Annotated in this window: 18 protein-coding genes; 5 read left to right on the forward strand and 13 right to left on the reverse strand. The window is 71.9% G+C overall.

Translation table 11 applies throughout. The annotated features are described in order from the left end of the window. Positions 1–306: 306 nt before the first annotated feature. From BKA18_RS07435 to BKA18_RS07460, 6 genes are all read right to left on the reverse strand, one after another. The gene (locus tag BKA18_RS07435) at positions 307–1,230 is read right to left on the reverse strand and encodes a slipin family protein (RefSeq protein ID WP_366047881.1); all 924 of its coding nucleotides are present in this window, start codon (positions 1,228–1,230) and stop codon (positions 307–309) included. A gap of 270 nt (positions 1,231–1,500) precedes the next feature. Next, a complete protein-coding gene (locus BKA18_RS07440; RefSeq protein WP_006607741.1) occupies positions 1,501–2,409 on the reverse strand; it encodes a S1 family peptidase in 909 nt (302 codons plus the stop codon). A 329-nt stretch (positions 2,410–2,738) separates the two neighbouring features. Then, complete coding sequence (locus tag BKA18_RS07445; protein ID WP_366047882.1) at positions 2,739–3,341, reverse strand: GTP-binding protein; 603 nt, start codon at positions 3,339–3,341, stop codon at positions 2,739–2,741. Next, positions 3,325–3,666 (reverse strand): DUF742 domain-containing protein, encoded by a 342-nt coding sequence (locus tag BKA18_RS07450; RefSeq protein ID WP_006607743.1) that lies wholly within the window; start codon positions 3,664–3,666, stop codon positions 3,325–3,327. Before BKA18_RS07450 ends, BKA18_RS07445 begins: the two co-directional genes overlap by 17 nt. Then, positions 3,663–4,088 (reverse strand): roadblock/LC7 domain-containing protein, encoded by a 426-nt coding sequence (locus tag BKA18_RS07455; RefSeq protein WP_006607744.1) that lies wholly within the window; start codon positions 4,086–4,088, stop codon positions 3,663–3,665. Before BKA18_RS07455 ends, BKA18_RS07450 begins: the two co-directional genes overlap by 4 nt. After that, positions 4,085–6,565 (reverse strand): sensor histidine kinase, encoded by a 2,481-nt coding sequence (locus BKA18_RS07460; RefSeq protein WP_366047883.1) that lies wholly within the window; start codon positions 6,563–6,565, stop codon positions 4,085–4,087. Before BKA18_RS07460 ends, BKA18_RS07455 begins: the two co-directional genes overlap by 4 nt. Positions 6,566–6,962: 397 nt before the next feature. On the opposite strand from BKA18_RS07460, the gene BKA18_RS07465 reads away from it, so the two are divergent. Then, positions 6,963–7,412, forward strand: coding sequence for a cell division protein SepF (locus BKA18_RS07465; protein WP_006607746.1), 450 nt, complete (start codon positions 6,963–6,965; stop codon positions 7,410–7,412). 106 nt (positions 7,413–7,518) lie between these two features. Here BKA18_RS07465 and BKA18_RS07470 read toward each other — a convergent pair whose 3' ends face one another. Together BKA18_RS07470 and BKA18_RS07475 are read right to left on the reverse strand one after the other, a co-directional pair. After that, positions 7,519–8,733 carry an acyl-CoA dehydrogenase family protein gene (locus BKA18_RS07470; RefSeq protein ID WP_040901728.1) on the reverse strand — a complete coding sequence of 405 codons (1,215 nt, stop codon included), beginning with the start codon at positions 8,731–8,733 and terminating at the stop codon, positions 7,519–7,521. 132 nt (positions 8,734–8,865) lie between these two features. Beyond that, complete coding sequence (locus BKA18_RS07475; protein WP_366047884.1) at positions 8,866–10,509, reverse strand: MFS transporter; 1,644 nt, start codon at positions 10,507–10,509, stop codon at positions 8,866–8,868. Positions 10,510–10,719: 210 nt separating this feature from the next. On the opposite strand from BKA18_RS07475, the gene BKA18_RS07480 reads away from it, so the two are divergent. Both BKA18_RS07480 and BKA18_RS07485 read left to right on the forward strand, forming a co-directional pair. Next, positions 10,720–11,913: a hypothetical protein gene (locus BKA18_RS07480; protein ID WP_366047885.1), complete on the forward strand. Its 1,194-nt coding sequence runs from the start codon at positions 10,720–10,722 to the stop codon at positions 11,911–11,913. Between the two features lie 267 nt (positions 11,914–12,180). Then, positions 12,181–13,215 carry a phosphatase PAP2 family protein gene (locus BKA18_RS07485; RefSeq protein WP_366047886.1) on the forward strand — a complete coding sequence of 345 codons (1,035 nt, stop codon included), beginning with the start codon at positions 12,181–12,183 and terminating at the stop codon, positions 13,213–13,215. Between the two features lie 100 nt (positions 13,216–13,315). On the opposite strand, the gene BKA18_RS07490 is transcribed toward BKA18_RS07485, so the two are convergent. Then, positions 13,316–13,531 carry an I78 family peptidase inhibitor gene (locus BKA18_RS07490; protein WP_040901734.1) on the reverse strand — a complete coding sequence of 72 codons (216 nt, stop codon included), beginning with the start codon at positions 13,529–13,531 and terminating at the stop codon, positions 13,316–13,318. Positions 13,532–14,073: 542 nt separating this feature from the next. On the opposite strand from BKA18_RS07490, the gene ctaD reads away from it, so the two are divergent. After that, complete coding sequence (ctaD, locus tag BKA18_RS07495; RefSeq protein WP_366047887.1) at positions 14,074–15,753, forward strand: aa3-type cytochrome oxidase subunit I; 1,680 nt, start codon at positions 14,074–14,076, stop codon at positions 15,751–15,753. On the opposite strand, the gene BKA18_RS07500 is transcribed toward ctaD, so the two are convergent. The 4 genes from BKA18_RS07500 to BKA18_RS07515 form a co-directional block, all read right to left on the reverse strand. Then, complete coding sequence (locus tag BKA18_RS07500) at positions 15,644–16,678, reverse strand: helix-turn-helix transcriptional regulator (RefSeq protein ID WP_366047888.1); 1,035 nt, start codon at positions 16,676–16,678, stop codon at positions 15,644–15,646. The genes ctaD and BKA18_RS07500 overlap by 110 nt on opposite strands. 64 nt (positions 16,679–16,742) lie before the next feature. Further along, entirely contained in the window at positions 16,743–17,720 is a 978-nt protein-coding gene (locus tag BKA18_RS07505) for a hypothetical protein (protein WP_366047889.1), read from the reverse strand. Beyond that, positions 17,717–18,976 (reverse strand): glycosyltransferase family 4 protein, encoded by a 1,260-nt coding sequence (locus tag BKA18_RS07510; RefSeq protein WP_366047890.1) that lies wholly within the window; start codon positions 18,974–18,976, stop codon positions 17,717–17,719. The genes BKA18_RS07505 and BKA18_RS07510 overlap by 4 nt, the downstream gene beginning before the upstream one ends. Positions 18,977–19,235: 259 nt before the next feature. After that, positions 19,236–19,823 carry a transglycosylase family protein gene (locus BKA18_RS07515; protein WP_366047891.1) on the reverse strand — a complete coding sequence of 196 codons (588 nt, stop codon included), beginning with the start codon at positions 19,821–19,823 and terminating at the stop codon, positions 19,236–19,238. Between the two features lie 284 nt (positions 19,824–20,107). Here BKA18_RS07515 and BKA18_RS07520 point away from each other — a divergent pair, with 284 nt between their 5' ends. Beyond that, a complete protein-coding gene (locus tag BKA18_RS07520) occupies positions 20,108–20,917 on the forward strand; it encodes a hypothetical protein (RefSeq protein ID WP_366047892.1) in 810 nt (269 codons plus the stop codon). The last annotated feature ends 82 nt before the right edge of the window (positions 20,918–20,999 follow it).

Here is a 20,999-nt window from a genome sequence, read left to right on the forward strand (position 1 = left end):
GCACAAGACCGGTTACCGGTCTCACATACGGGAGTTCACCATTTCGCCACACGGTGGTCACACCTGTGTCCGTGCCCCTCGGCATCGAGTGCGGACATCAGCGGGCATCCGGAAGCGCGGCGGCCTCGCCACGTGTGAGGACTATAGCTGGCCGGAAAACGGCGGCCGGGGGCCGCCCCCTGGGCAGCAGAAAGCGCCGTACACACCCACCTCAACGGGTATATACGGCGCTCAACTGGACATCAGGCGGGCGGAGTGGGGCCTGGGCCCGCCCCCGAGCCGCTGCGCAGGCGGGCGCGCTCCGCCCTACGGCAGGTCCTCCGCCTCCGGGAGGTCCTCCAGCTCCGGTGGCAGCTCGCCCTCCGCGTCACGCTCCACGGCCGCGGGCGACGCGTCGGACACCTCGGGAGCGGCCGGCTGCCGTGCGCGCCCCCGCTCGGCCTCGGCCGCCGCGGTCTCCGCCTGGGCCTGCAGTCCGGAGCGCTCCAGGAACCGCAGCAGTTCGACCGGGAAAGGCAGGACAAGGGTGGAATTCTTCTCGGCGGCGACCGCCACCACGGTCTGCAGCAGCCGCAGTTGCAGGGCCGCGGGCTGGCCGGACATCGCCGCGGCCGCCTCGGCCAGCTTCTTCGAGGCCTGCAGCTCGGCATCGGCGTTGATCACCCGGGCACGCCGGTCCCGGGTCGCCTCCGCCTGGCGGGCCATCGAGCGCTTCATCGTCTCCGGCAGGGAGACGTCCTTGATCTCCACCCGGTCGACGGTCACCCCCCAGCCGATGGCCGGGCTGTCCATCATCAGCTCCAGGCCCTGGTTGAGCTTCTCCCGGTTCGACAGCAGATCGTCCAGCTCGCTCTTGCCGATGATCGACCGCAGCGAGGTCTGCGCCATCTGCGAGACCGCGAAACGGTAGTCCTCGACCCGGATGACCGCGTCGGCGGCGTCCACGACCTTGAAATAGACGACCGCGTCGACCCGCACGGTGACGTTGTCCCGGGTGATGCCCTCCTGGGCGGGCACCGGCATCGTGACGATCTGCATATTGACCTTGCGCATCCGGTCGATGAACGGAACGATCATGGTGAATCCCGGCTCGCGCACCTCGGAGGCCAGCCGCCCCAGCCGGAGCACCACACCGCGCTCGTACTGCTTGACCACCCGCGCCGCCGCGACGAGATACACCGCGCCCACAGAGGCCAGCGCCACCGCGCTCGTCACCAGTTCTTCGACCATCACGGCTCCCTGAACGTGTGCCGTACGCCATCCGAATCGCGTTGTTTACCATGGTATGCCCGGCTCGGAGGGCGGTCGAGACTGCGATGGCGCGGCCGGGCTCCCGTCCGCCGGCGGACGGGAGCCCTGGGGCCTGTCGTTTGGATCGGGCCGGGCTCGCGGGGTCTGATCCAAACGACAGACCCCAGGACCGCCGGAGCCGGCTCCGGCGGTCCGCCGTGCCGTCGGTCCCTGCGGACCGCGGCCCGCAGGGACGTCAGCCGGCCGGCGTCAGTAGACGCTCACGCCGTAGGCGCTGAGCGCTTCGGTGACGGGCTGGAAGAACGTGGTGCCGCCGGACGTGCAGTCGCCGCTGCCCCCGGAGGTCAGGCCGAGGGCCTTGGTCCCGGAGTAGAGCGGTCCGCCGCTGTCGCCGGGCTCGGCGCAGACGGTGGTCTGGATGAGTCCGGAGACGATGTCGCCGCTGCCGTAGTTGACGGTGGCGTTCAGCGCGGTGACCTTGCCGCTGTGGATGCCGGTGGTCGAGCCGCGGCGGGTGACCGACTGGCCGACGCTCGGGGTGCCGGCGCTGGTGATGTCCTGGCTGCCGACCATCCCGGGGTGCGACAGGGAGGTGTTGGTGTACTTCACGATGCCGTAGTCGTTGCCCGGGAAGCTGGAGCCGGTGGTCGGGCCGATGCTCGTGGCGTGCGAGGAGCTGGTGTACCAGGGCGGTTTGCCCTCGGTGCAGTGACCGGCCGTCAGGAAGTAATAGGTGCTGCCGCTACGGACGTTGAAGCCCAGCGAGCAGCGCCAGCTGGGGGCGTAGATGGCGTCGCCGCCGGAGATGAACTTGCGGAAGGTGCCCGGGATGCGGTCGATGCGGACCGCGTCGGCGTTGCTGCCGGCGGCCCGCTCGATCCTGGCGATCCCGGCCGGCGAGACCGTGCGGTCGGCGGTGACGACCAGGGTGTGGGTGGCACTGTCGACCCGCCAGGCGGTGCCGGCGACATCCGCGGCACGGACCGCGTTTCCGGCGGCGCTGAGCTGGGCGGCGCTGAACGTCCTTGCGGGTGCGGGGTTCTGGGCGCTGGCGGTCGGGATGGCGATGGCTCCGATGGCCACCAGTCCGGACGCCACGGCGATCAGCCGGGTACGTCTCGCCACGCCGCTGTGGGGGTTGGTGCGCGCGTTCCTCACTGATTCCTCCGAGGGGGATCGGGGGGCCGCCGGTGGGCAGCCCGTGAGGCGCAGCCGAGGGGCAGACCGGAATCCGCACGTTCCTTTTCGGCGTGCCCCTGACAAGCGCTGAGCGGAGTGTCGGGCGCACCGCCCCCGCTGCGCAAGAGGCGTTCACCAACGTCTTGTGTCCGGCACCCGGCCGCCCCCTCCCCCACGGGTCCCGTAACACTGCGCCCCGGCAGCCTCGTTGGCGGCTGCCGGGGCGGCGCTCGGCCGGGGCGTGGGGCGGGCGGTCCGGCCCCTGGGACGTGGGGCGAGCGATCCGGCCGGTCCGCCCGCCCCCGCCGTCAGCGGGCGAGCGCCCCCGCCCGCGCCGGGCCGCCGGCCGTGTGCCGCCGTACGACCTCGTCCATCAGCGCGGCCAGTACCTCGCGTACGGACGGGCGCCCGCGCGCATCACAGGCCAGCACCGGGACCCCGCCGTCGATGCCCAGCGCCTCCCGGACCTCCTCCAGCGCGAAGTGCCGGGCGCCGTCGAAGCGGTTGACCGCCAGCACGAACGGGGTGCCGCGCTCCTCGAAGTAGTCCAGCGCCGGGAACGAGTCCTCGATCCGCCGGGTGTCGACCAGCACGATCGAGCCCAGGGCGCCCTCGACCAGGTCGTCCCAGAGGAAGGAGAAGCGGTCCTGGCCCGGTGTGCCGAAGAGGTACAGCACGATCGTGGGGTCGAGGGTGATCCGTCCGAAGTCCAGCGCGACCGTCGTGGTGGTCTTGTTCTCCACGCCGGCCAGCGAGTCCACGCCGACCGAGACCTGGGTGATGGCGGCCTCGGTGTCCAGCGGCTCGATCTCGGAGATCGCGCCGATGAACGTCGTCTTGCCGACGCCGAGACCGCCGCTGATCACGATCTTCACGGCGAGCGGTGCGGCGTTGTCAGAGCGCCCTGACATGGTCCCTGATCCTCTCCAGGACATGGAGCGGCAGCTCCTTGGGTTGTTGACAGACCAGCAGTCCGGCGACGACCAGATCGGCGATCAGCACCTTGGCCACGCCCAGCGGCACCCCGGTCTTCTGCGCCACCTCGGCCACCATCGTCGGCCGGGCGCACAGCGCCACGATCCGGCGGCGCTCGAACTCCAGGCCCGCGAGCGACGCCTCGGGCCCGGCGACCACCAGCGTCTCCAGGCGCAGCCCGTCGTGCATCGGCTCGGCCCGGCCACCGGTCATGATGAACGGCCGGACGAACAGCTCCGCCGCATCGGCTTCCTCGCTCATCGCGGCAGGACCTGCCGCAGATCCGCGATCAGCGCCGGAGTGAGCAGATCCCCGGCCCGCTCGGCCAGCACCGCCATCTCGTAGCCGACCAGACCGAGTTCGCCGGTGCTGTCGGCGAGCACACCCAGACAGCTGCCGTCCCGGACCGCCGAGACCAGCAGGTAGCCGCGGCCCATCTCGATCATGATGAGCTTGACGCCGTCGAACTCGTAGCGGCGCGAGGCGCTGCGCGCCAGGCTCGACAGGCCCGAGACCACCGCCGCCAGATGATCGGCGTCGGTCCGGCCCAGGCCCTCGGAGACCGCGATCAGCAGGCCGTCCGAGGAGACCGCCACCGCGTCGCGCACCCCGTCCGTCTTGCGGACGAAGCTGGCCAGCAGCCAGTTGAAGGTCTGGGAATCGCTGTGGAGATCGACGCTCACTTCTCGTCACCCTTCTTCGCCGTCCGGGCCGTCTCCGGCCGGGTGTCCTGCCCGGACTCCGCCGCTCCCGTCGCCTGTTCCCTCTCCCGCTCCTTCTCCACGCTGATCCCGCCGCGCATATGGGCGCTGCGGAGGGTGGCGAGCATGCCGGACACCTCGTCGGGGGTGCGGTCCGGCGTCGGGGCGGCCTGCTGCTGCCAGCGCGGCGCGGCCGCCTCGTTCACCGCCGACTGGATGGCGCTGCGCCGGGCGCGCTTGACCAGCCCGTTACGGGTGCGGGACGCGGCCGAACCGCGGGCCTCCGCCGGGGTCGTCGCCGGGGTCGTCGCCTCGGATTCCCGTGCGGCGCGGGGGTGCGGCAGCGCCTCGCCGGCCCGGTCGTCCGCGGCGGGCCCGGCCGCGGTCCGCGGCTCGGCGGGTGGGCCGGCCGCGTCGTGCCGCTCGGCTCCGTCGTCCGCACCGGGCCCGGCCGCCGGCCGCTTCCGCTCCGGCTCCGCGGCCTGCTCCCCGCGTGTGCCGGGGACGTCCACGTCGGCCGCCACCGCGGACGGCTCCGTGAGGAGGCTGCCCGGGATGAGCACCCGGGCGACGGTGCCGGCGGCCGGCGCCTCGCCGAGCCGGACCTCGACACCGCACCTGCGGGCCAGCGCGCCGACCACGAAGTGCCCCAGGAAGCGGGTCGGTTCGGCCATGAAGCCGGCCATGCCGGAGAGCCGGACATTGGCCTCGGCCATCGCGGGGGCGGTCATGCCGGTGCCGTGGTCGACGATCGCGATGAGATAGCCGGCTCTGGTGCGGCGGCCCTCGACCTCCACCTCGGTCTCCGGGGGCGAGAAGCTCAGCGCGTTCTCGACCAGTTCGGCGAGCAGATGGGCGATCTCGGAGACGACCGCCCCGCTGAGGAATCCGGGATCGACCCGGCGCAGCGTCACCCGGCGGTACTCCTCCACCTCGGAGAGCGCCGCCCGGATGACATCGGTGACGGACAGCGGGGTGGCCGAGGTCCGCGGGCTGGCCTCACCGGCGAGCACCAGCAGGCTCTCGGCGTTACGGCGCATCCGGGTGGCGAGGTGGTCCAGCTCGAAGAGGTTGGCCAGCGTCTCCGGGTCGGCGTCCTCGTGCTCCAGCCGGTTGATGAAGCTGATCTGACGCCGCACCAGGTTCTGGTTCCGGCGGCCGAGGCTGACCAGCGACTCGGTGGCGTTGCGGCGCAGTACGGCCTGCTCGGTGGCCAGGTCGTAGGCCACCTTCTGCATCTGGTCGAAGGCGTCGGCCAGCTGCTGGACCTCGCTGCCCGCGCCCCGTGGGACGGTCAGCGGGCCGAGGGGGGCGGGCGTGCCGGACCCGGACTGCACCTGTGCGACGGCGTCGGGCAGCCGGCCGCCGGCGACCTCACGGGCCTGGCGGGTCAGGGAGCCGAGCGGCCCGGAGACCGACCGGGCGGCGCCGACGGCCAGTGCGCCGAGGGCCAGCACCGAGCCGAGGGCCAGCAGCCCGAAGAGCACCAGCGTCCGGGTGGCCTCGCCCTGCAGGGCCGAGGCGCGGTCCTTGATGTCCTCGCCCAGGGCGATCTGGACGGTGCGCAGCCCGTTGATGGTGCCGGTCGCCGCGTCGTACCAGGCGGTCGGCGGCACCGCCGCGGGGGCCGGCATCGCCCCCCGCCCGTCGACGATCTTTTTCTCGTAGCCGAAGAGCCGCCGGGCGGCCGGAGTCGCCAGCGCCTCCGTCACCTCCCGCCGCTGCTTCGCGGAGGCCCACGCCGGATAGGAGTCCAGGGCCGCCAGCCGCCCGGAGCGGGCCGTCATGAAGCGGGTGTAGTCCTCGCCGTGGAACCGCCGGGCGTGCAGCGAGCCGAGCACGATGGCCCGCTCCTGACCGGTGAACTCCTTTGCCGAGCCCAGGACTTGCAGCGCCTGGTAGTCGGAGCGCAGCTCGCCGTCGCGGACCTCGACGAGACCGGCACCGAGCCCGTTCAGGGCGACATCGACGTCGGTGAAGTAGGAGTAGGTGCGCTCGACCCGGCCGGAGCCGCGGTCGGCGGCGGCCCGGATGTCCCGCAGGGCGTTGACGCGGGCCAGGGCGGCGCGTACGGCGCCGGCGGCGCTGTCGTGACGGCCCGCCAGCTCGCGGTCCACCGCGCCGCGCGCGGCGTCGGTGAGCTTGCGCTGGGCGAGCATCCGGTCGTGGAACTCCCGGACACCACCGACATAGCCGGTCGTCAGCCCGCGTTCCTTCTGGTGCTCGTGGATGAAGCCCTGGAGGGCGTCGAAGAGCCGGGCGTCGGCCGCGGTGGTACCGGCGTTCTCGTAGTCGCCCACCTGCCGCGTCGCGGATAACCCCAGCAGGGCGAGGAGTATCGCAAGGGAGACGGCCAGGATGCGGATGAGCTTGGCACGGATGGTGCGTGGCGCCACGACCGTGGCCGTCACCAATTGCCTGAGGCGCCGGTACCCGGCGTGTGGGGTCTGAGTTTCCACGTACAGAACTTTCGAGGGAAGTTGATGCGGTGGGCAGATCGCGATCTGCTGCCGTGTCAACGACCCTCGGATGGGCCAGTCACCCGATCATCGTCCTATTTCCCGGTGGTGCGCCGGCGCCTTTGGCATTTGCCCTGGTCCCGTGCACGAACCTACCCAGGGGTTCACTCCGCCTTTCACCGGCCACTTTTCGGTATCGGCCCGGTAAAATACCGACCGTCACGTTCTTCGTACTGTCAGTTTGCTTATGGGGCGCGTACCCTGATGGCGCGCCACCCTCTTTGCACCAGATGTGTCACGAACCCCCCGTGCGGCGGCTATCCACTTGGCACACCCTCCGCCTCATGGACGACGATAGGGGCGGACACGCAGAGACCGCGGGTGAGAGGAGGCGTCAATGGGATCGGTGCGCAAGGCGAGTGCCTGGCTTGGCCTCGTCGACGACAGTGATGACGAGCGCTACTACGACGACGACTACGCCGAGGGACCCGATGCCGGTGACTCGGGTGACAACCCGTGGGTCACCGACCCCCGGGTCCGGGTGGCCGATGAGGCCGCCCAGGACCAGGGCACCCGCATCGCCACGGTCTCCCCGGAGAGCTTCCGGGACGCCCGCGGTATCGGCGAGCTGTTCCGCGACGGCGTCCCGGTGATCGTCAATCTGACGTCCATGGAGTCCGCCGACGCCAAGCGGGTGGTGGACTTCGCGGCCGGGCTGACCTTCGGCCTGCGCGGTTCGATCGAGCGGGTCGCGACCCGGGTGTTCCTGCTGACCCCCGCCGACTACAAGGTGGTCAGCGGCGAGGCCCGCGCGCACCGCAACGGCGGTTTCTTCAACCAGAGTTGAGCGGTTCCGGGCCTGCGGTGCGGGCCCGGAACCGCGGCGGCCGCCGCCGGCGTGTCCCGGCCCGCAGGGCCGGGCGGCGGCCGCCCGGATCACCGCACGGAGCCGGTCACCGGAAGGCGTCCAGGCCGGTGAGCGCCTTGCCCAGCACCAGCTGGTGCATCTCGACGGTGCCCTCGTAGGTGAGCACCGATTCGAGGTTGGTGGCGTGGCGCATGACGGGGTACTCCAGCGAGATCCCGTTGGCGCCGAGGATCGTCCGGGCCGTACGGCAGATCTCGATCGCCTCCCGTACGTTGTTCAGCTTGCCGAAGCTGACCTGCTCGGGGCGCAGCCGCCCGGCGTCCATCCGCAGCCCCAGGTGATGGGCGAGCAGGATCCCCTTGTGCAGTTCGACGGCCATGTCGGCGAGCTTGGCCTGGGTGAGCTGGAAGCCGCCGATGGGCTTGCCGAACTGCTCGCGCGTCTTCGCGTAGTCCAGCGCCGCCTCGAAGCTGGCGCGCGCGGCGCCCATCGAGCCCCAGACGATGCCGTAACGGGCATGGCTGAGACAGCCGAGCGGGCCGCGCAGTCCGGTGGCCCCGGGGAGCACGGCATCGCTCGGCAGCCGCACCTCGTCCAGGACCAGTTCGCTGGTCACCGAGGCCCGCAGGGACCACTTGTGCTTGATCTCGGGGGCCGCGAACCCCGGGGTGCCGGTGGGGACGACGAAGCCCCGGATGCCGTCGTCGGTACGGGCCCAGACCACCGCGACATCGGCCACCGAACCATTGGTGATCCACATCTTGCGCCCGCTGAGCACCCAGTCCGTCCCGTCGCGCTTGGCGTGGGTGCGCATCGCGGCGGGGTCGGAGCCGATGTCGGGTTCGGTCAGGCCGAAGCAGCCGATGAGCTCGCCGGCCGCCATCCGCGGCAGCCACTCCTGCTTCTGCTCCTCGGAGCCGAAGCGCCAGATCGCGTACATGGCCAGCGAGCCCTGGACGGAGACCAGTGAGCGGATGCCGGAGTCGGCGGCCTCCAGCTCCAGACAGGCCAGGCCGTACTGGACCGCGGAGGCGCCGGCACAGCCGTAGCCGGTCAGGGACATCCCGAGGGCGCCGATCGACCCCAGCTCACGGGCGAGTTCGCGGAGACCGGGGAGTTCGCCGCGCTCGTACCAGTCGGCGATCGAGGGCAGGATCCGCTCGGCGGTCCACCGGCGGACGGTGGCACGGACGGCACGGTCCTCGTCGGTCAGCAGATCGTCGATGCCCAGCGGGTCGCGGGCGTCGAACGGCGAACCCGTCAAGGACGCTGAGGACTCTGCGGGCGGCGTTGCGGACATGGCGGGGCCTCCGGCGGATGCGAAAAACTAGCAGTGGTAGTTATTTCGCCTCCGACGGTACGGCCCACCGTGCCGCCCGGCAAGGGGCATCGCCGTGCGGCACGCAGGCGCACGGCAGCGGAGATCCGCGGTTCAGCGACCGGAGCGCGCCGTGGCGGGCTCGCCGCGGCCGGCACCGGCCGGCCCGCCCGCGGCCGCCTCACCCTCGGCCTCCGCCCGCTCCGTGGACTCCGCCGCCCGGCGCGGCAGCCGCAGCGCGATCCCCGCGCCGATCAGCAGCAGCACGGCGCTGGCGACGAGGGTGATGTGCAGCCCGCGGACGAAGGAGTCCCGGGCGGCCTCGCGCAGCGCGGCCCGGGCCGGGCCGGGCAGACCTGCGGCGACCTTGTAGGCCTCGCCGAGGGAGTGCGCGGCCGAGGCGGAGGCCCGCTCGGGGACGCCGTCGACCCGGTCCAGACCGGGGGCGTACGCGGCGTTCATGACGCTGCCGAGCAGGGCGACACCGATGCCGGCACCGAGCTGGTAGGAGGTCTCGCCGAGCGCGGCGGCACCGCCCGACTGCTCGGCGGGCGCCTCGTTGAGCATCGACTCGTACGCCCCGAACAGCGTGGACTGGAAGCCGAAGCCGAGCAGCACGAAGCCCAGGGACAGCAGCCAGGGGCGGTCCTGGCTGCTCATCGCCGTCAGACAGAGCACCGCGACGGCGGTCAGCACGAAGCCGAGGGACACCATGGCGCGCGGGCCGAGGAGTTGCAGCATCTTCGAGCCGGTCAGGCCGGCCGCCATCGCGGCGAAGACCAGCGGCAGCATCCGCAACCCGGTCTCCAGCGGGCTCAGTCCGAGCACGAGTTGGAGGTACTGCACGGCGATCAGCTGCAGGCCCACCAGCGCGAGCATGGCCAGCACGATGCAGCCGACGGAGGTGCCGAACGCGGGCCGGGCGAACAGCCGCATGTCGATCAGCGGGTGTGTGCGCCGGTGTTGCCGACGGACGAAGAGGATCAGCAGCGCCACGCCCAGGACGATGGGCAGCAGGGTCGTCCAGCCCAGCACCGCGGCGCCGCTGCCGATCCGCTTCACGCCGAGGACCACGCCCAGCACACCGAGCGCCGCGACGATCGCGCCGATCACGTCCCAGGGGCCGTTGCGCTCACCGCGCGACTCCGGGAGCAGCCATCGGCCGATCAGCAGCATCGCCGCCATCATCGGGATGTTGATGAGGAAGACCGAGCCCCACCAGAAGTTCTCGACGAGGAAGCCGCCGAGGACCGGGCCGACCGCGGCGCCGACCGCGGCCACCGCGCTCCACACCCCGATGGCGACCGCGCGCTCGCGCCGGTCGGGGAAGACCTGCCGCAGGATCGACAGCGTGGCCGGCATGATCATGGCGCCGCCGATGCCGAGCAGCGCGCGGGCCACCATCAGGATCTGCGGGTTGGGCGCGAGCGCGGCGGCGGCCGAGGCCAGCCCGAAGAGGCCGTAGCCGAGCAGGAGGACGCGCCGGCGTCCGATGCGGTCGCCGAGGGTGCCGAAGAGGATCAGCAGCGAGGCCGCGATCAGCGGATAGACGTCCACGATCCACAGCAGTTCCACGGGTCCCGGCCGCAGGTCCTCGGTGACCGAGGGCACGGCGACGTACAGGATCGTGGTGTCCAGCGCGACGAAGAGCAGGCTGACGCAGAGCACGATCAGCACGGTCCAGCGGTTCACACCGCCAGCTGAAAGCCGGGGAACACCAGCCGTCCGTCCACTGCCGGACGCGGTCGACCCGGACATGCAGTACCTCCAGTCATGCTCTCGCGGCCACGGATCAGGGCGCGAAAGCGCCCCGGGGGAACCGGTGGCACGGGCGAGTAGAGACGTCAGACTACGCGAGTCCGCAGGTACCCTGCGTGGCTCACCTCACGATGAGACGCGCATCGCAGTGCCCTGCGTTCCCCCACCCACCGTCGACCGACGTTCTTCGGCCACGGGATAATCGACGGGATGAACGATCTTGCGCCCGCCGGCGTTCCCGGCCCGACCACGTGCGCCGGCCCCGCCGCGGGGACCGCGCTGCGCCGGGCCACGCCCGCGCTGGCGGCGTACGCGGCGGTCCGGCTGCTGGGCCTGCTCGTGCTCGCGGTCTGGTCGGCGGCCGCCGGCAAGGACTGGCACACCCTGCTGACCGCCCGCTGGGACTCGCTCTGGTACACCCGGGTCGCCGGGCAGGGCTACGGCTACACGGTGCCGATGCCCAACGGCGACCTCCACTCCAGCCTGGCGTTCTTCCCGCTGCTGCCGTGGCTGGAGCGCGGCCTGTCGGCGCTGTTGCCGCTGTCGCCCGCCGACGCCGGGATGGCGGTGGCCTGGGTCGCGTCGGCGGTCGCGGCCTGGGCGCTGTACGCGACCGGTGAGCGGCTGTACGGGCCGCGGGCCGGGATCGCGCTGGCCGCGCTGTGGGCCGCGCTGCCGGTCGGGATCGTGCAGTCGATGGCGTACTCGGAGTCGCTGTTCACCGCGCTCGCGGCCTGGGGCGTGTACGCCGTACTGACCGAACGCTGGGTGGCGGCGGGGGTCTTGGCGTCGCTGGCCGGGCTGACCCGCCCGGTGGGTGCGGCGGTGGTCGCGGCGGTGTGGCTCACCGCCGCGGTGACGCTGTGGCAGGAGCGGAGCGGCGGCGTCCGGCTGCGCGCGGCGCTCCGTGCGCACCCTGGAATGCCGGCCGGTGTGCTGCTGGCGCCGCTCGGCTGGTGCAGCTTCTTCCTGTGGGTGGGCGCGCGGCAGGGCTCGTTCACCGGGTATCTGGACGTCCAGGGCGGCTGGGGCAACGGCTTCGACGGGGGCCTCGCGTTCGGCGCGTTCATCTGGCAGCAGCTGTCGGGGCCCACCGTCGCGGGCGGGCTCGGGCTGCTCCTCGGGGTCGGGCTGGTGATCTGGCTGTATGTGCACGGCGTACGGCAGGGCCAGCCGCTGCCGCTGGCGGTCTACGGCGGGACGGTGCTGCTGCTCGCGCTGACCGCCAAGGGCTACTTCGGGTCCAAGCCGCGGCTGATGATGCCCGCCTATCCGCTGCTGCTGCCGCTGGCCGCGGCGCTCGCCCGCCGGCGCCCGGTGTGGTCGTGGCTGGCCATCAGTGTGATGGCGGCGGGCTCCGCGGTCTACGGGGCGTTTTGGCTGAACGGCTCGGGCCCGCCGTGACCGGCCGGTTCCGTTCCGTGAGCACCCCCGCGGGGAAACGTTACGGGGCCTGGCGGCAAAGGCCGGATAAACTCCATCCGGAGAAAAGCAGATAAGGCGCTCGGGGTGCCGACACGCGGACGGTCGGGAAGCGATGGAAAACCGCCAGGAATTCCGTTGCAAATCCCTTCGGCGAAGCCTGGTTTGAGACTCATTCCACATCACATCGTCATTACAAAGCGCACAGTTTGACCAAGCACCTACATCACACGCGGTAACGTCGATTGAGTGCGTACCGATGACAAGCTCGACCAGATGGAGGAGCGCCCGACCGATCGCGCCCGACCACCCCGCATGACCCGGACCCGGATGTGGCTGTTCTGGGGCACGCTGGCGGTGTATCTCGCGATCGTGGTCGGAGTGCTGGCGACTTCATGGCTGGTCACGTTCGACTGGCAAGTCATGTTCTTCAGGCCGTACAAGCAGTGGCCTGAGATCCATGCCTTCCTCGACTACTTCGTTGTACTGGGGCAGCGCGGGCCGACCGCGCTGGCAGTGGCGGCCTGGCTGGGCTGGCGCTGCTGGCAGCAGCGCAACCTCCACCCGCTGCTGGTGCTCGGCGCCTCCCTGCTGCTGCTGAACATCACCGTGGGCGCCGCCAAGCTCGGCATGGGCCGGCTCGGCCCGCACTACGCGACCGTGGTCGGCGCCAACGAGATGAATCTGGGCGGCGACATATTCCCCTCGGGTCACACCGCGAACGCCGTGGTCACCTGGGGCGTGCTGGCCTACCTCGCCACCACCTCGCTGCGCCGCCGCACGCTGTCGGTGATCGCCGCGCTCGGCGCGCTGGGCGTCGGGATGACCACCGTCTACCTCGGCACGCACTGGGTCAGCGATGTCCTGCTCGGCTGGGCCGCGGGGCTGCTGGTGCTGCTGGCGATGCCCTGGCTGGAGCCCGGCGTCACCTGGTTCGAGGACCGGCTCATGGGCATCCTGCTGCGGCTGTGGCTGCGGCTGCGCCCCGATTCGCTGCGCGGCCCGCTGCCGGTCGACTCGCTGGCTCCCGGGGTGTCCCGGCAGCGCGTCGCGCCCGACGGCGAGGTGCTCGTACGCGAGACGGTCCCCGCCGGCACGGGCGGCCATTCCGCCGGCCACTCCCCGGACGGCTGGCCGCACCACCCGGCACGGCCGTACACCATCCGCTCGGAGCGCGCCCCGGTCACCCCGGCGGGCAGCCGGCGCCCGCCGCACGCGGACCGGATGCCCCGCGCCACGCCGCTGAGCCCGACCTCCGGGCGCGGCCGCAACGGGAGCGGCTGACCGCCCACGGACCGCGGGGCCGGTACGCACACCCCCACCCCGCAACGAAGGCCCCGGCCGCTCCCGAGGAAGCGGCCGGGGCCTTCGTCGTCCGTGCGGCTCAGCCCTGCCAGCAGCGGTGCACCGTGCCGTCCTTGACCTCGAAGTTGAGCCGGCCGGACAGGAACTCCATGGTGATGATCGCGCCCGGCGGCAGGGAGCGGACGGTGGTCCAGCCACGCGCTCTGGCCTGCTCCTCGGCGCTCTCCTGCGCGAGGCCGACGTAGGCCTCGATGTCGTCCTGAGGGTTGTCCGGCAGGTTCGGTAGATCAGCCATGACGCCACCGTATGCGCCCGCGTCGGCCCGTGGAAGTCCGGCCTGCCACACGCCGATGACCGTCCGGTCCGTCCTTCGTCACACTTGTGTCACAGCGTGCGTTGCTGCGTTCGCCGGACTCCGTCACCCGTACGCGCCGCGTGACCGCGCAACCGGGTGGAATTTTTCGGCAGCCGAAATTCCACCTTGATCGAATACAAAACGGGCACAACCGCTCGGGGCCGCGCGGCGCACTGCCCGAAAACAATCCCCCGGGCAGCATCGGATTTCCGTTACTCGACGCCGTTTATCGGCCGTCCGGAAATTGACCAACGAGACACACTCCACACACATTTCCCGCACATCGCCCCGATTGCCGGGCCCGCGTACTTCCCGGCCCGCCCCGTCCGCCCGGCCACCGGGCCGCCGGGAGCGCCGGTTCCCACCGGACCGGTTCCGCCGGATCCCACCGGAACGGCCCGGAGCGCCCTCTCGCACTGCGCCGCGGCCGCGGGGATCATGTCCCGGGCCCCAGTCCACCGTCGACGAACGAGGTGCAGCGGATGGTTACGGACACCGGCCGGGCGGACCTCCGGCCTCCCGGGGCGCGGAGTCTCGGGGCGGTGCTGGTCGACTGGCTGACGACCACCGACCACAAGAAGATCGGGCACCTCTACCTGATCACGTCGTTCGGGTTCTTCCTGGTGGGCGGGGTGCTGGCGCTGGTGATGCGGGCCGAACTGGCGCGCCCCGGGCTGCAGATCATCGGCCCCGAGCAGTTCAACCAGGCGGTGACCATGCACGGCACGATCATGCTGCTGCTGTTCGCCACCCCCGCCTTCGCCGGCTTCGCCAACGAGATCATGCCGCTGCAGATCGGCTCCCCGGATGTGGCCTTCCCCCGGCTGAACATGCTCTCGTACTGGTTCTTCCTCTTCGGCGGCCTGATCGTGCTGGGCAGCTTCCTCACGCCGGACGGCGGCCCGAGCTTCGGCTGGACCGCCTACGCGCCGCTGAACTCGCTGACCCGCTCCCCCGGCGCCGGCCCCGACATGTGGATCATGGGGCTGGCGCTGGCCGGTTTCGGCACCATCCTCGGTGCGGTCAACTTCATCACCACGGTGATCACGCTGCGGGCGCCCGGCATGACGATGTTCCGGATGCCGGTGTTCACCTGGAACATCCTCTTCACCTCGATCCTGGTGCTGATGGCGTTCCCGGTGCTGGCGGCCGCGCTGCTGGTGCTGGAGGCGGACCGGCAGTTCGGGTCGGTGGTGTTCGAGGCGCAGTGGGGCGGCGCGCTGCTGTGGCAGCACCTGTTCTGGTTCTTCGGCCATCCCGAGGTCTACATCATCGCGCTGCCGTTCTTCGGCATCATCACGGAGATCATCCCGGTCTTCTCCCGCAAGCCGATCTTCGGGTACGTCATGCTGATCGGCGCGACGATGGCCATCACGGCCCTGTCGGTGATGGTCTGGGCGCACCACATGTTCGTGACCGGGGCTGTGCTGCTGCCGTTCTTCTCCCTCATGTCGTTCCTGATCGCGGCGCCGACCGGGGTGAAGTTCTTCAACTGGATCGGCACCATGTGGCACGGCTCGGTGTCCTTCGAGACGCCGATGCTGTGGTCGATCGGGTTCCTGGTGAGCTTTCTGTTCGGCGGGCTGACCGGCGTCATCCTCGCCGCGCCGCCGCTGGACTTCCACGTCACCGACTCGTACTTCGTCGTCGGCCACTTCCACTACGTCGTCTTCGGGACGGTGGTCTTCGCGACGTACGCGGGCTTCTACTTCTGGTGGCCGAAATTCACCGGCAAGATGCTCGACGAACGCCTCGGGAAGATCCACTTCTGGACGCTGTTCGTCGGCTTCCACACCACCTTCCTCGTCCAGCACTGGCTGGGGGTGGAGGGCATGCCGCGGCGCTACGCCGACTATCTGGCCGCCGACGGCTTCACGGCCCTGAACACCCTCTCCACCATCGGCTCCTTCCTGCTCGGGCTGTCCACCCTGCCCTTCCTCTACAACGTCTGGAAGACCACGCGCTACGGCGCCAAGGTCACGGTGGACGACCCCTGGGGCTACGGCCGCTCGCTGGAGTGGGCGACCTCCTCGCCGCCGCCGCGGCACAACTTCACGACTCTCCCGAGGATCCGCTCCGAGTCCCCCGCGTTCGATCTGCACCACCCGGAGGTGGGGCAGCAGCCGGTGCCGCTGCCAGTGCCCGGGACAGCCGGTCCCTGATCTCCCGTACGCGGTCCAGCAGTTCCGGCGGCTCACGGACCTCGAAGTCGAAGCCCGTCATCACGAGGTGCACCACCATCACGTCGAGGCTGTGCGCCCCGGTGTGCAGCAGGCAGCGCTGCGCGTCGACGGCTTCGAGCGTCCCGGCGGCCGGGCCGATGCGTTCCGCGGCCTGCTCCCGCGAGGCGTGCACCAGCACGGTGGCCTGCTGCGCGTAGGCGCGGGTGGAGATGCCGTGGGAGACGTACGCGGCGAGGTCCTCGGCCGGCGGGGTGCGGGGCGTGAAGCGCGGCCCGTGCGGCGGGGTGGGGGTGATGCGGTCGGCGCGGTAGGTGCGCCAGTCCGCGCGGTCCACGTCCCAGGCGACGAGGTACCAGTGGCGCCGGGCGCAGACCAGGCGGTGCGGCTCCACGGTACGCCGGGAGAGCGTGCCGTCATGGCTGGTGTAGTCGAAGCGCAGCCGGTGGCAGTCGCGGCAGGCGTGCGCGAGTTCGGTGAGGGTGTTCGGGTCCACCCGGGGGCCGCCCGCGCCGAACATCGGCACGGTGAAGGCGTTGAGCGCACCGACCCGGCGCTGCAGCCGGTGCGGCAGCACCTGCTCCAGCTTCGCCAGCGCCCGTACGGAGGTCTCCTCGATGCCCTCGACCCCGCCGGCCGCGGCGGTGCGCAGCCCGACCGCGACGGCCACCGCCTCGTCGTCGTCCAGCAGCAGCGGCGGGAGTTCGGCGCCGGCGCCGAGGCGGTAGCCGCCGGCCGTCCCGGGGGCGGAGTGGACCGGGTAGCCGAGCTCGCGCAGCCGGTCGATGTCCCGGCGCACCGTGCGCGCGGTGACATCGAGCCGGCCGGCGAGCTCCGCGCCGGTCCACTCCCGGTGGGACTGCAGCAGGGAGAGCAGGCGGAGCAGGCGTGCCGAGGTCTCCAACATGGCCCGAGTCTCGCAGCCTTTGCGGACAGCCGCGGTCCGCGGTGCGCCCCCGGCCCGCTCGCCGTCAGCTTCCGGCCGGTCCCGCGACCCGGAGGGCCAGGTCGTTGTCGAGCGTGTAATACGGGCCGACCCTGAGGTGCCCCGCAGCCGTCCGCACCGGCATTGCGGGGTAGCTGAAGACCTGCTTCTTGTCGGCGACATCGTCCAGGAGGCGGGCGATCCGCACCGGCCGGGCGCCCTCCGTCAGGCGCAGCCACAGGTCCCACGGCTCGCTGCCGTCCTCCCAGTGACCGGCCGGCTCCGCATAGGGCAGCGTGAAGGTGAACTCCGCTCCCTCGACGGTCAGCGGGACGGTGACCGTGACCGCGGGAGCCTCCGCGGACGCGGCGGTGCGGCGCCGCCAGGCCTCCGCCCGGGCGCCGGCCGTCGGCGCGGCGCCGTAGAGCCGGCCGGAGACCGTCATGCCGTCGGGCGTGACGAGGATGTCGCCGGCCTCGGCGTGCGGGCCGCGCAGCCAGCTGCGCAGCGCGAGATTGCCGAACTTGGTCGCGTACGGGATGCGCACACCGAGCCGGCCGATGCCCGCCAGCGGCCGGCGGTCCACCAGCGACCGCAGATCGTTGATGCCCGGCAGCAGGCGCCGGGGGTCCTCGCCGTCGCCGAGGTCGGCGTAGGCGTTCCAGCGGCCCTCGGCGAGCGCGACGGTGCTGGGCAGCACGGCGCGCAGCCGGCCGGCGCCGTTCGGCCCGAGCGGCAGCCGTACCTCGTCGTCGGCGCCGTCGCCGCCGCGCAGCCGCAGCACCAGCGCCGCGCTCCAGGTGGTGTGGGTGTCCTGAGGGACGTTCAGATCGAAGGTGAGACCGCCGGCGGAGTCCGCGATGCAGTCGGCCCGCAGTTCCGTCGGCGCCGTGGTGGCGCCCCGCTCCCGCGGCGGTTCGGTGCCGTCGGGCCCCGGTCTGGCCGGCACCTCAGGTTCCTGATCGATGGCGGAGGACTCCTTCGTGTTCTGTCCGGTCTCGGTCAGCTGGCTCGACGCCGTCATACCGTCCGCACCCCTCTCAGCGCGGCGCGGGCCGCATCCTTCGTGGCGTATGCGCCGCCGAGCAGGGCTCCCCGGGCGCGATGCAGGCTGCAGTGCAGCCGGCTTCCCCGGCGGCGGGCGAGCAGCTCCCCGAAAAGGGCCTCGTAGCGCCCGGCGACCATGGCGGGGTCGTAGCGGGCGGACGAGGCCAGCGCGGCGTCGCCCATCCGGATGCGGGCGTCGTCGTCGTTGATCAGCGTGAGCAGTGAGCCGGCCAGCGCCTGCGGATTGCCGACCGGCACCAGCTTGCCGTCCACCCCGTCGGCGATGATCTCGCCGGGGCCGTGCGGGCAGTTCGTGGCGACGACCGGGAGCCCGCAGCGCATGGCCTCGACGATCGTCATCCCGAAGGACTCCAGGCTGGAGGAGACGGCCGCGATCGAGCCCTTGGCCCACTCGGGCTCCAGGGGGTTGGCCGGGCCCATCAGGAAGACGTGGTTGTACAGGCCGAGTTCGTCGATCAGCGCACGCAGCGCGGCCTTCTCCGTGCCGCCGCCGTATATCCGCAGCCGCCAGTCCGGACGCGCGGCGACGACCTGGGCGAAGGCGCGGATGAGGACGTCATAGCGCTTGACGCGGGTGAGCCGGCCGGCCGCGACGACCCACTTGCCGCTGCCGTCGGCGGCCGCGACGGCGGGCGCCGGCACGCTGTTGGGCACCGCCTCGATGCGCACACCGGGCAGCCGCAGCGTCCGGCGGTAGGAACGGGCGTCGGCCTCGGTGACGGTGGTGACCGCGTCGAGGCGCGGATAGGCGCTGCGCAGCGCCAGCTTGAGCGCCGGGTGGTGGGTGTCCAGGGTGAGGTGCTCCTGGCCCATGCGGACCGGGCCGCGGCGCGCCTGCTTGGCGATGTGCACATTGAGTCCGGGCCGGGTGCCGACCAGGACATCGGCCTCGGTGCGGCGCAGATGCTGGGCGATCCGGCGGTCGGTGAGCTCGCTGTACTGGCGGTAGCGGACCTCGGCGGCGGGGAAGACCCTGGCGGGGCGGGCGTGCGCGGGATCCGCGCCCTCGTAGCCGGGGCCGCTCTCCCTGAGGTCCACGAGATGCCGCAAGCCGACCCGGGGGCCGAGGTCGAAGACCGGCGCGTCGCGGTGGCGCAGGACGGACACGATCTCGACGTCGTGCTGCTCGGCGAGCGTACGGGCCAAGTTGAACGTCGTGCGGATCGTCCCCCCTATCCCGTACGCATTGTGAATCAGGAATGAGATGTGCATCCGTCCCCGTGTCCCCTGGTCTTCCGGTCCTTGCTGGTCTCCCCGTGGGCACGTCGCGCTCCCCTCCTGATGGCGCGACGTATCCCCCTGCTGAACGGAAGGACGACGAGAGGAGGTTCCGGGTTGGGCGGGCACGCCAAGTTGTGCCGAAAGAGTTAGGACATCGGTAACGGCTTTGTGGAACCCCGGAGCCCTGAATGCCCTCCAGGCCCGTGAGGGGCGACACCGCCCGCTGCCCGGCGGATCCCCGACAGGTCCCCTAGGGAAGCCGCAGCCTGGTGCCGACCATCAGCCGGTTCGGGTTGTCCCCCAGGGCCGTCCGGTTGGCCTCGTGGAGCGCCTGCCAGCCGCCCTTCACCCGGTACTTGCGGGCGATCTTGCGGAGCGTCTCCCCGGGACGTACGACATGGGTCCGGCCGCCCTCCTCGATCAGCCCGTAGCGTCTGGCGCACTCGGGCCAGGCACCCCAGCCCTGCGCGGCCTGCACCCTCTTGGCGACCTCGATCTGCTCGTCACGGGTGGCGAGGTCCGCCCGCGGGGCGAACTCCAGGCCGCCGAACTCCTCCCAGGTGGGCTGCCAGAACTGCAGTCCGCCGTAGAAGGTGTTGCCGGTGTTGATGTGCCAGTCACCGCTGCTCTCGCACTCCGCGAGGCAGCCCCACGGCCACTGGTCCTCGGCGCAGGCGTAGGCGCCCCTGCGGCCGGGGCCGTTGCCGCCCGTGCCGTTGCCGCCCGGCCCGTCGGCGGCGGCACCACCGGGCAGACACAGGACCAGGGCGGCGGCCGCCGAGGTGAGCAGTCCGACGGATCCCGCGAAGCGCCGTGGCGACGAAGAGTTCTCCGACATAGCCGGTGACGGTAGGCAGCCGTCCGCCGTTGACCAGCGCGGCACGCCCCCACCGGCCCGTTGCCACCCGGACCGGGGTACGGAACGCCGCCGACTGCGCCAAGTTCTGCGCAAGAGCTGGCGCTATGTGACCGCTTGCGGGGCGGCTTTCCGTTGATTTCCCCTGTGCGGCGATTGGTTCGATTCTGTTCCCGCCCTCGCGTGACTCCTGCCGCAGGTCACCCGTTGTCCTTGTACGAGCCGGGAGACCACCCGGCAGACGCACAGAGATCGAGGAGCCACCCGTGCCGCGCATGCTCGACGTCAGTGACGACGTTCGCGCCGAGATCGGCGACGAAGAAGCCGACCGCCTGCTGGCCGGTGGCGACGCCCCCGGCAGCTATGACTGCACCTCCTGCCGGACCCCCGGAGACAGCGACCAGGAGCGCACCAGCACCGTCCTGTTCGTGGGCGAGGAGACCGCGGTGCTCGCGTTCGCCCATGCCACGTGCATCCCGTCGCAGGTCGTCCCGGTGTCGGAGGAGCAGCTCCAGGGAGCCGTGCGCTCCATCACCGGAGAGGACGCCGCCGCCCGTACGCCCGGATCGGGGCCCGCGCCGACCGCCCCGGTCCCCACCACCCCGCGCCAGGCCACCCTCGGGATCACCTGCGGGCTGGTGCTGATCGAGGGCGATCTGCGCCCGGCCCTGGTGGTCGAGCCGGACGGCCCGATCGCCCGTCCCGGCGCGACCGGCCCGGACGACGACTTCCTCCCGCTGCTCCTGGAGCAGGGCTTCCACCCGGTGACGGACGTGAACCAGCTCCCCGGCCCGAACCCGGGCTGGTCCGCGCTGCTGGCCATGGGCAAGCTGCACGCCGTCCTGCAGCCGGGCAGCGCCGGCAACCAGGCCGCCTGGTGGCAGGCCCACCAGCCGCTGGCCGTCTCCGACGGCTGGCGCGCCGCGGCCAACAAGGCGCAGTCGGTGGTGATGTACGCCGCGCCGGCCGGCACCATCGGCCACCAGCCGCGCGAGGACCTGATGCGGCAGGCGCTGGAGAACGCCGCGGCGAAGGGCGCCCTGGTCGCCGCGGAGATGCCGCTGGCCGGCACCTGACCGTCCCCGGCACCCGATCGCGGGGGCAGGACCGCCATTCCGGACGGTCATGCCCTCGCGATCAGCCATTTCCGTGCGAAAG

It is taken from the genome of Streptomyces auratus, from assembly GCF_050433025.1.
GTDB classification, from domain to species: Bacteria; Actinomycetota; Actinomycetes; order Streptomycetales; family Streptomycetaceae; genus Streptomyces; species Streptomyces sioyaensis.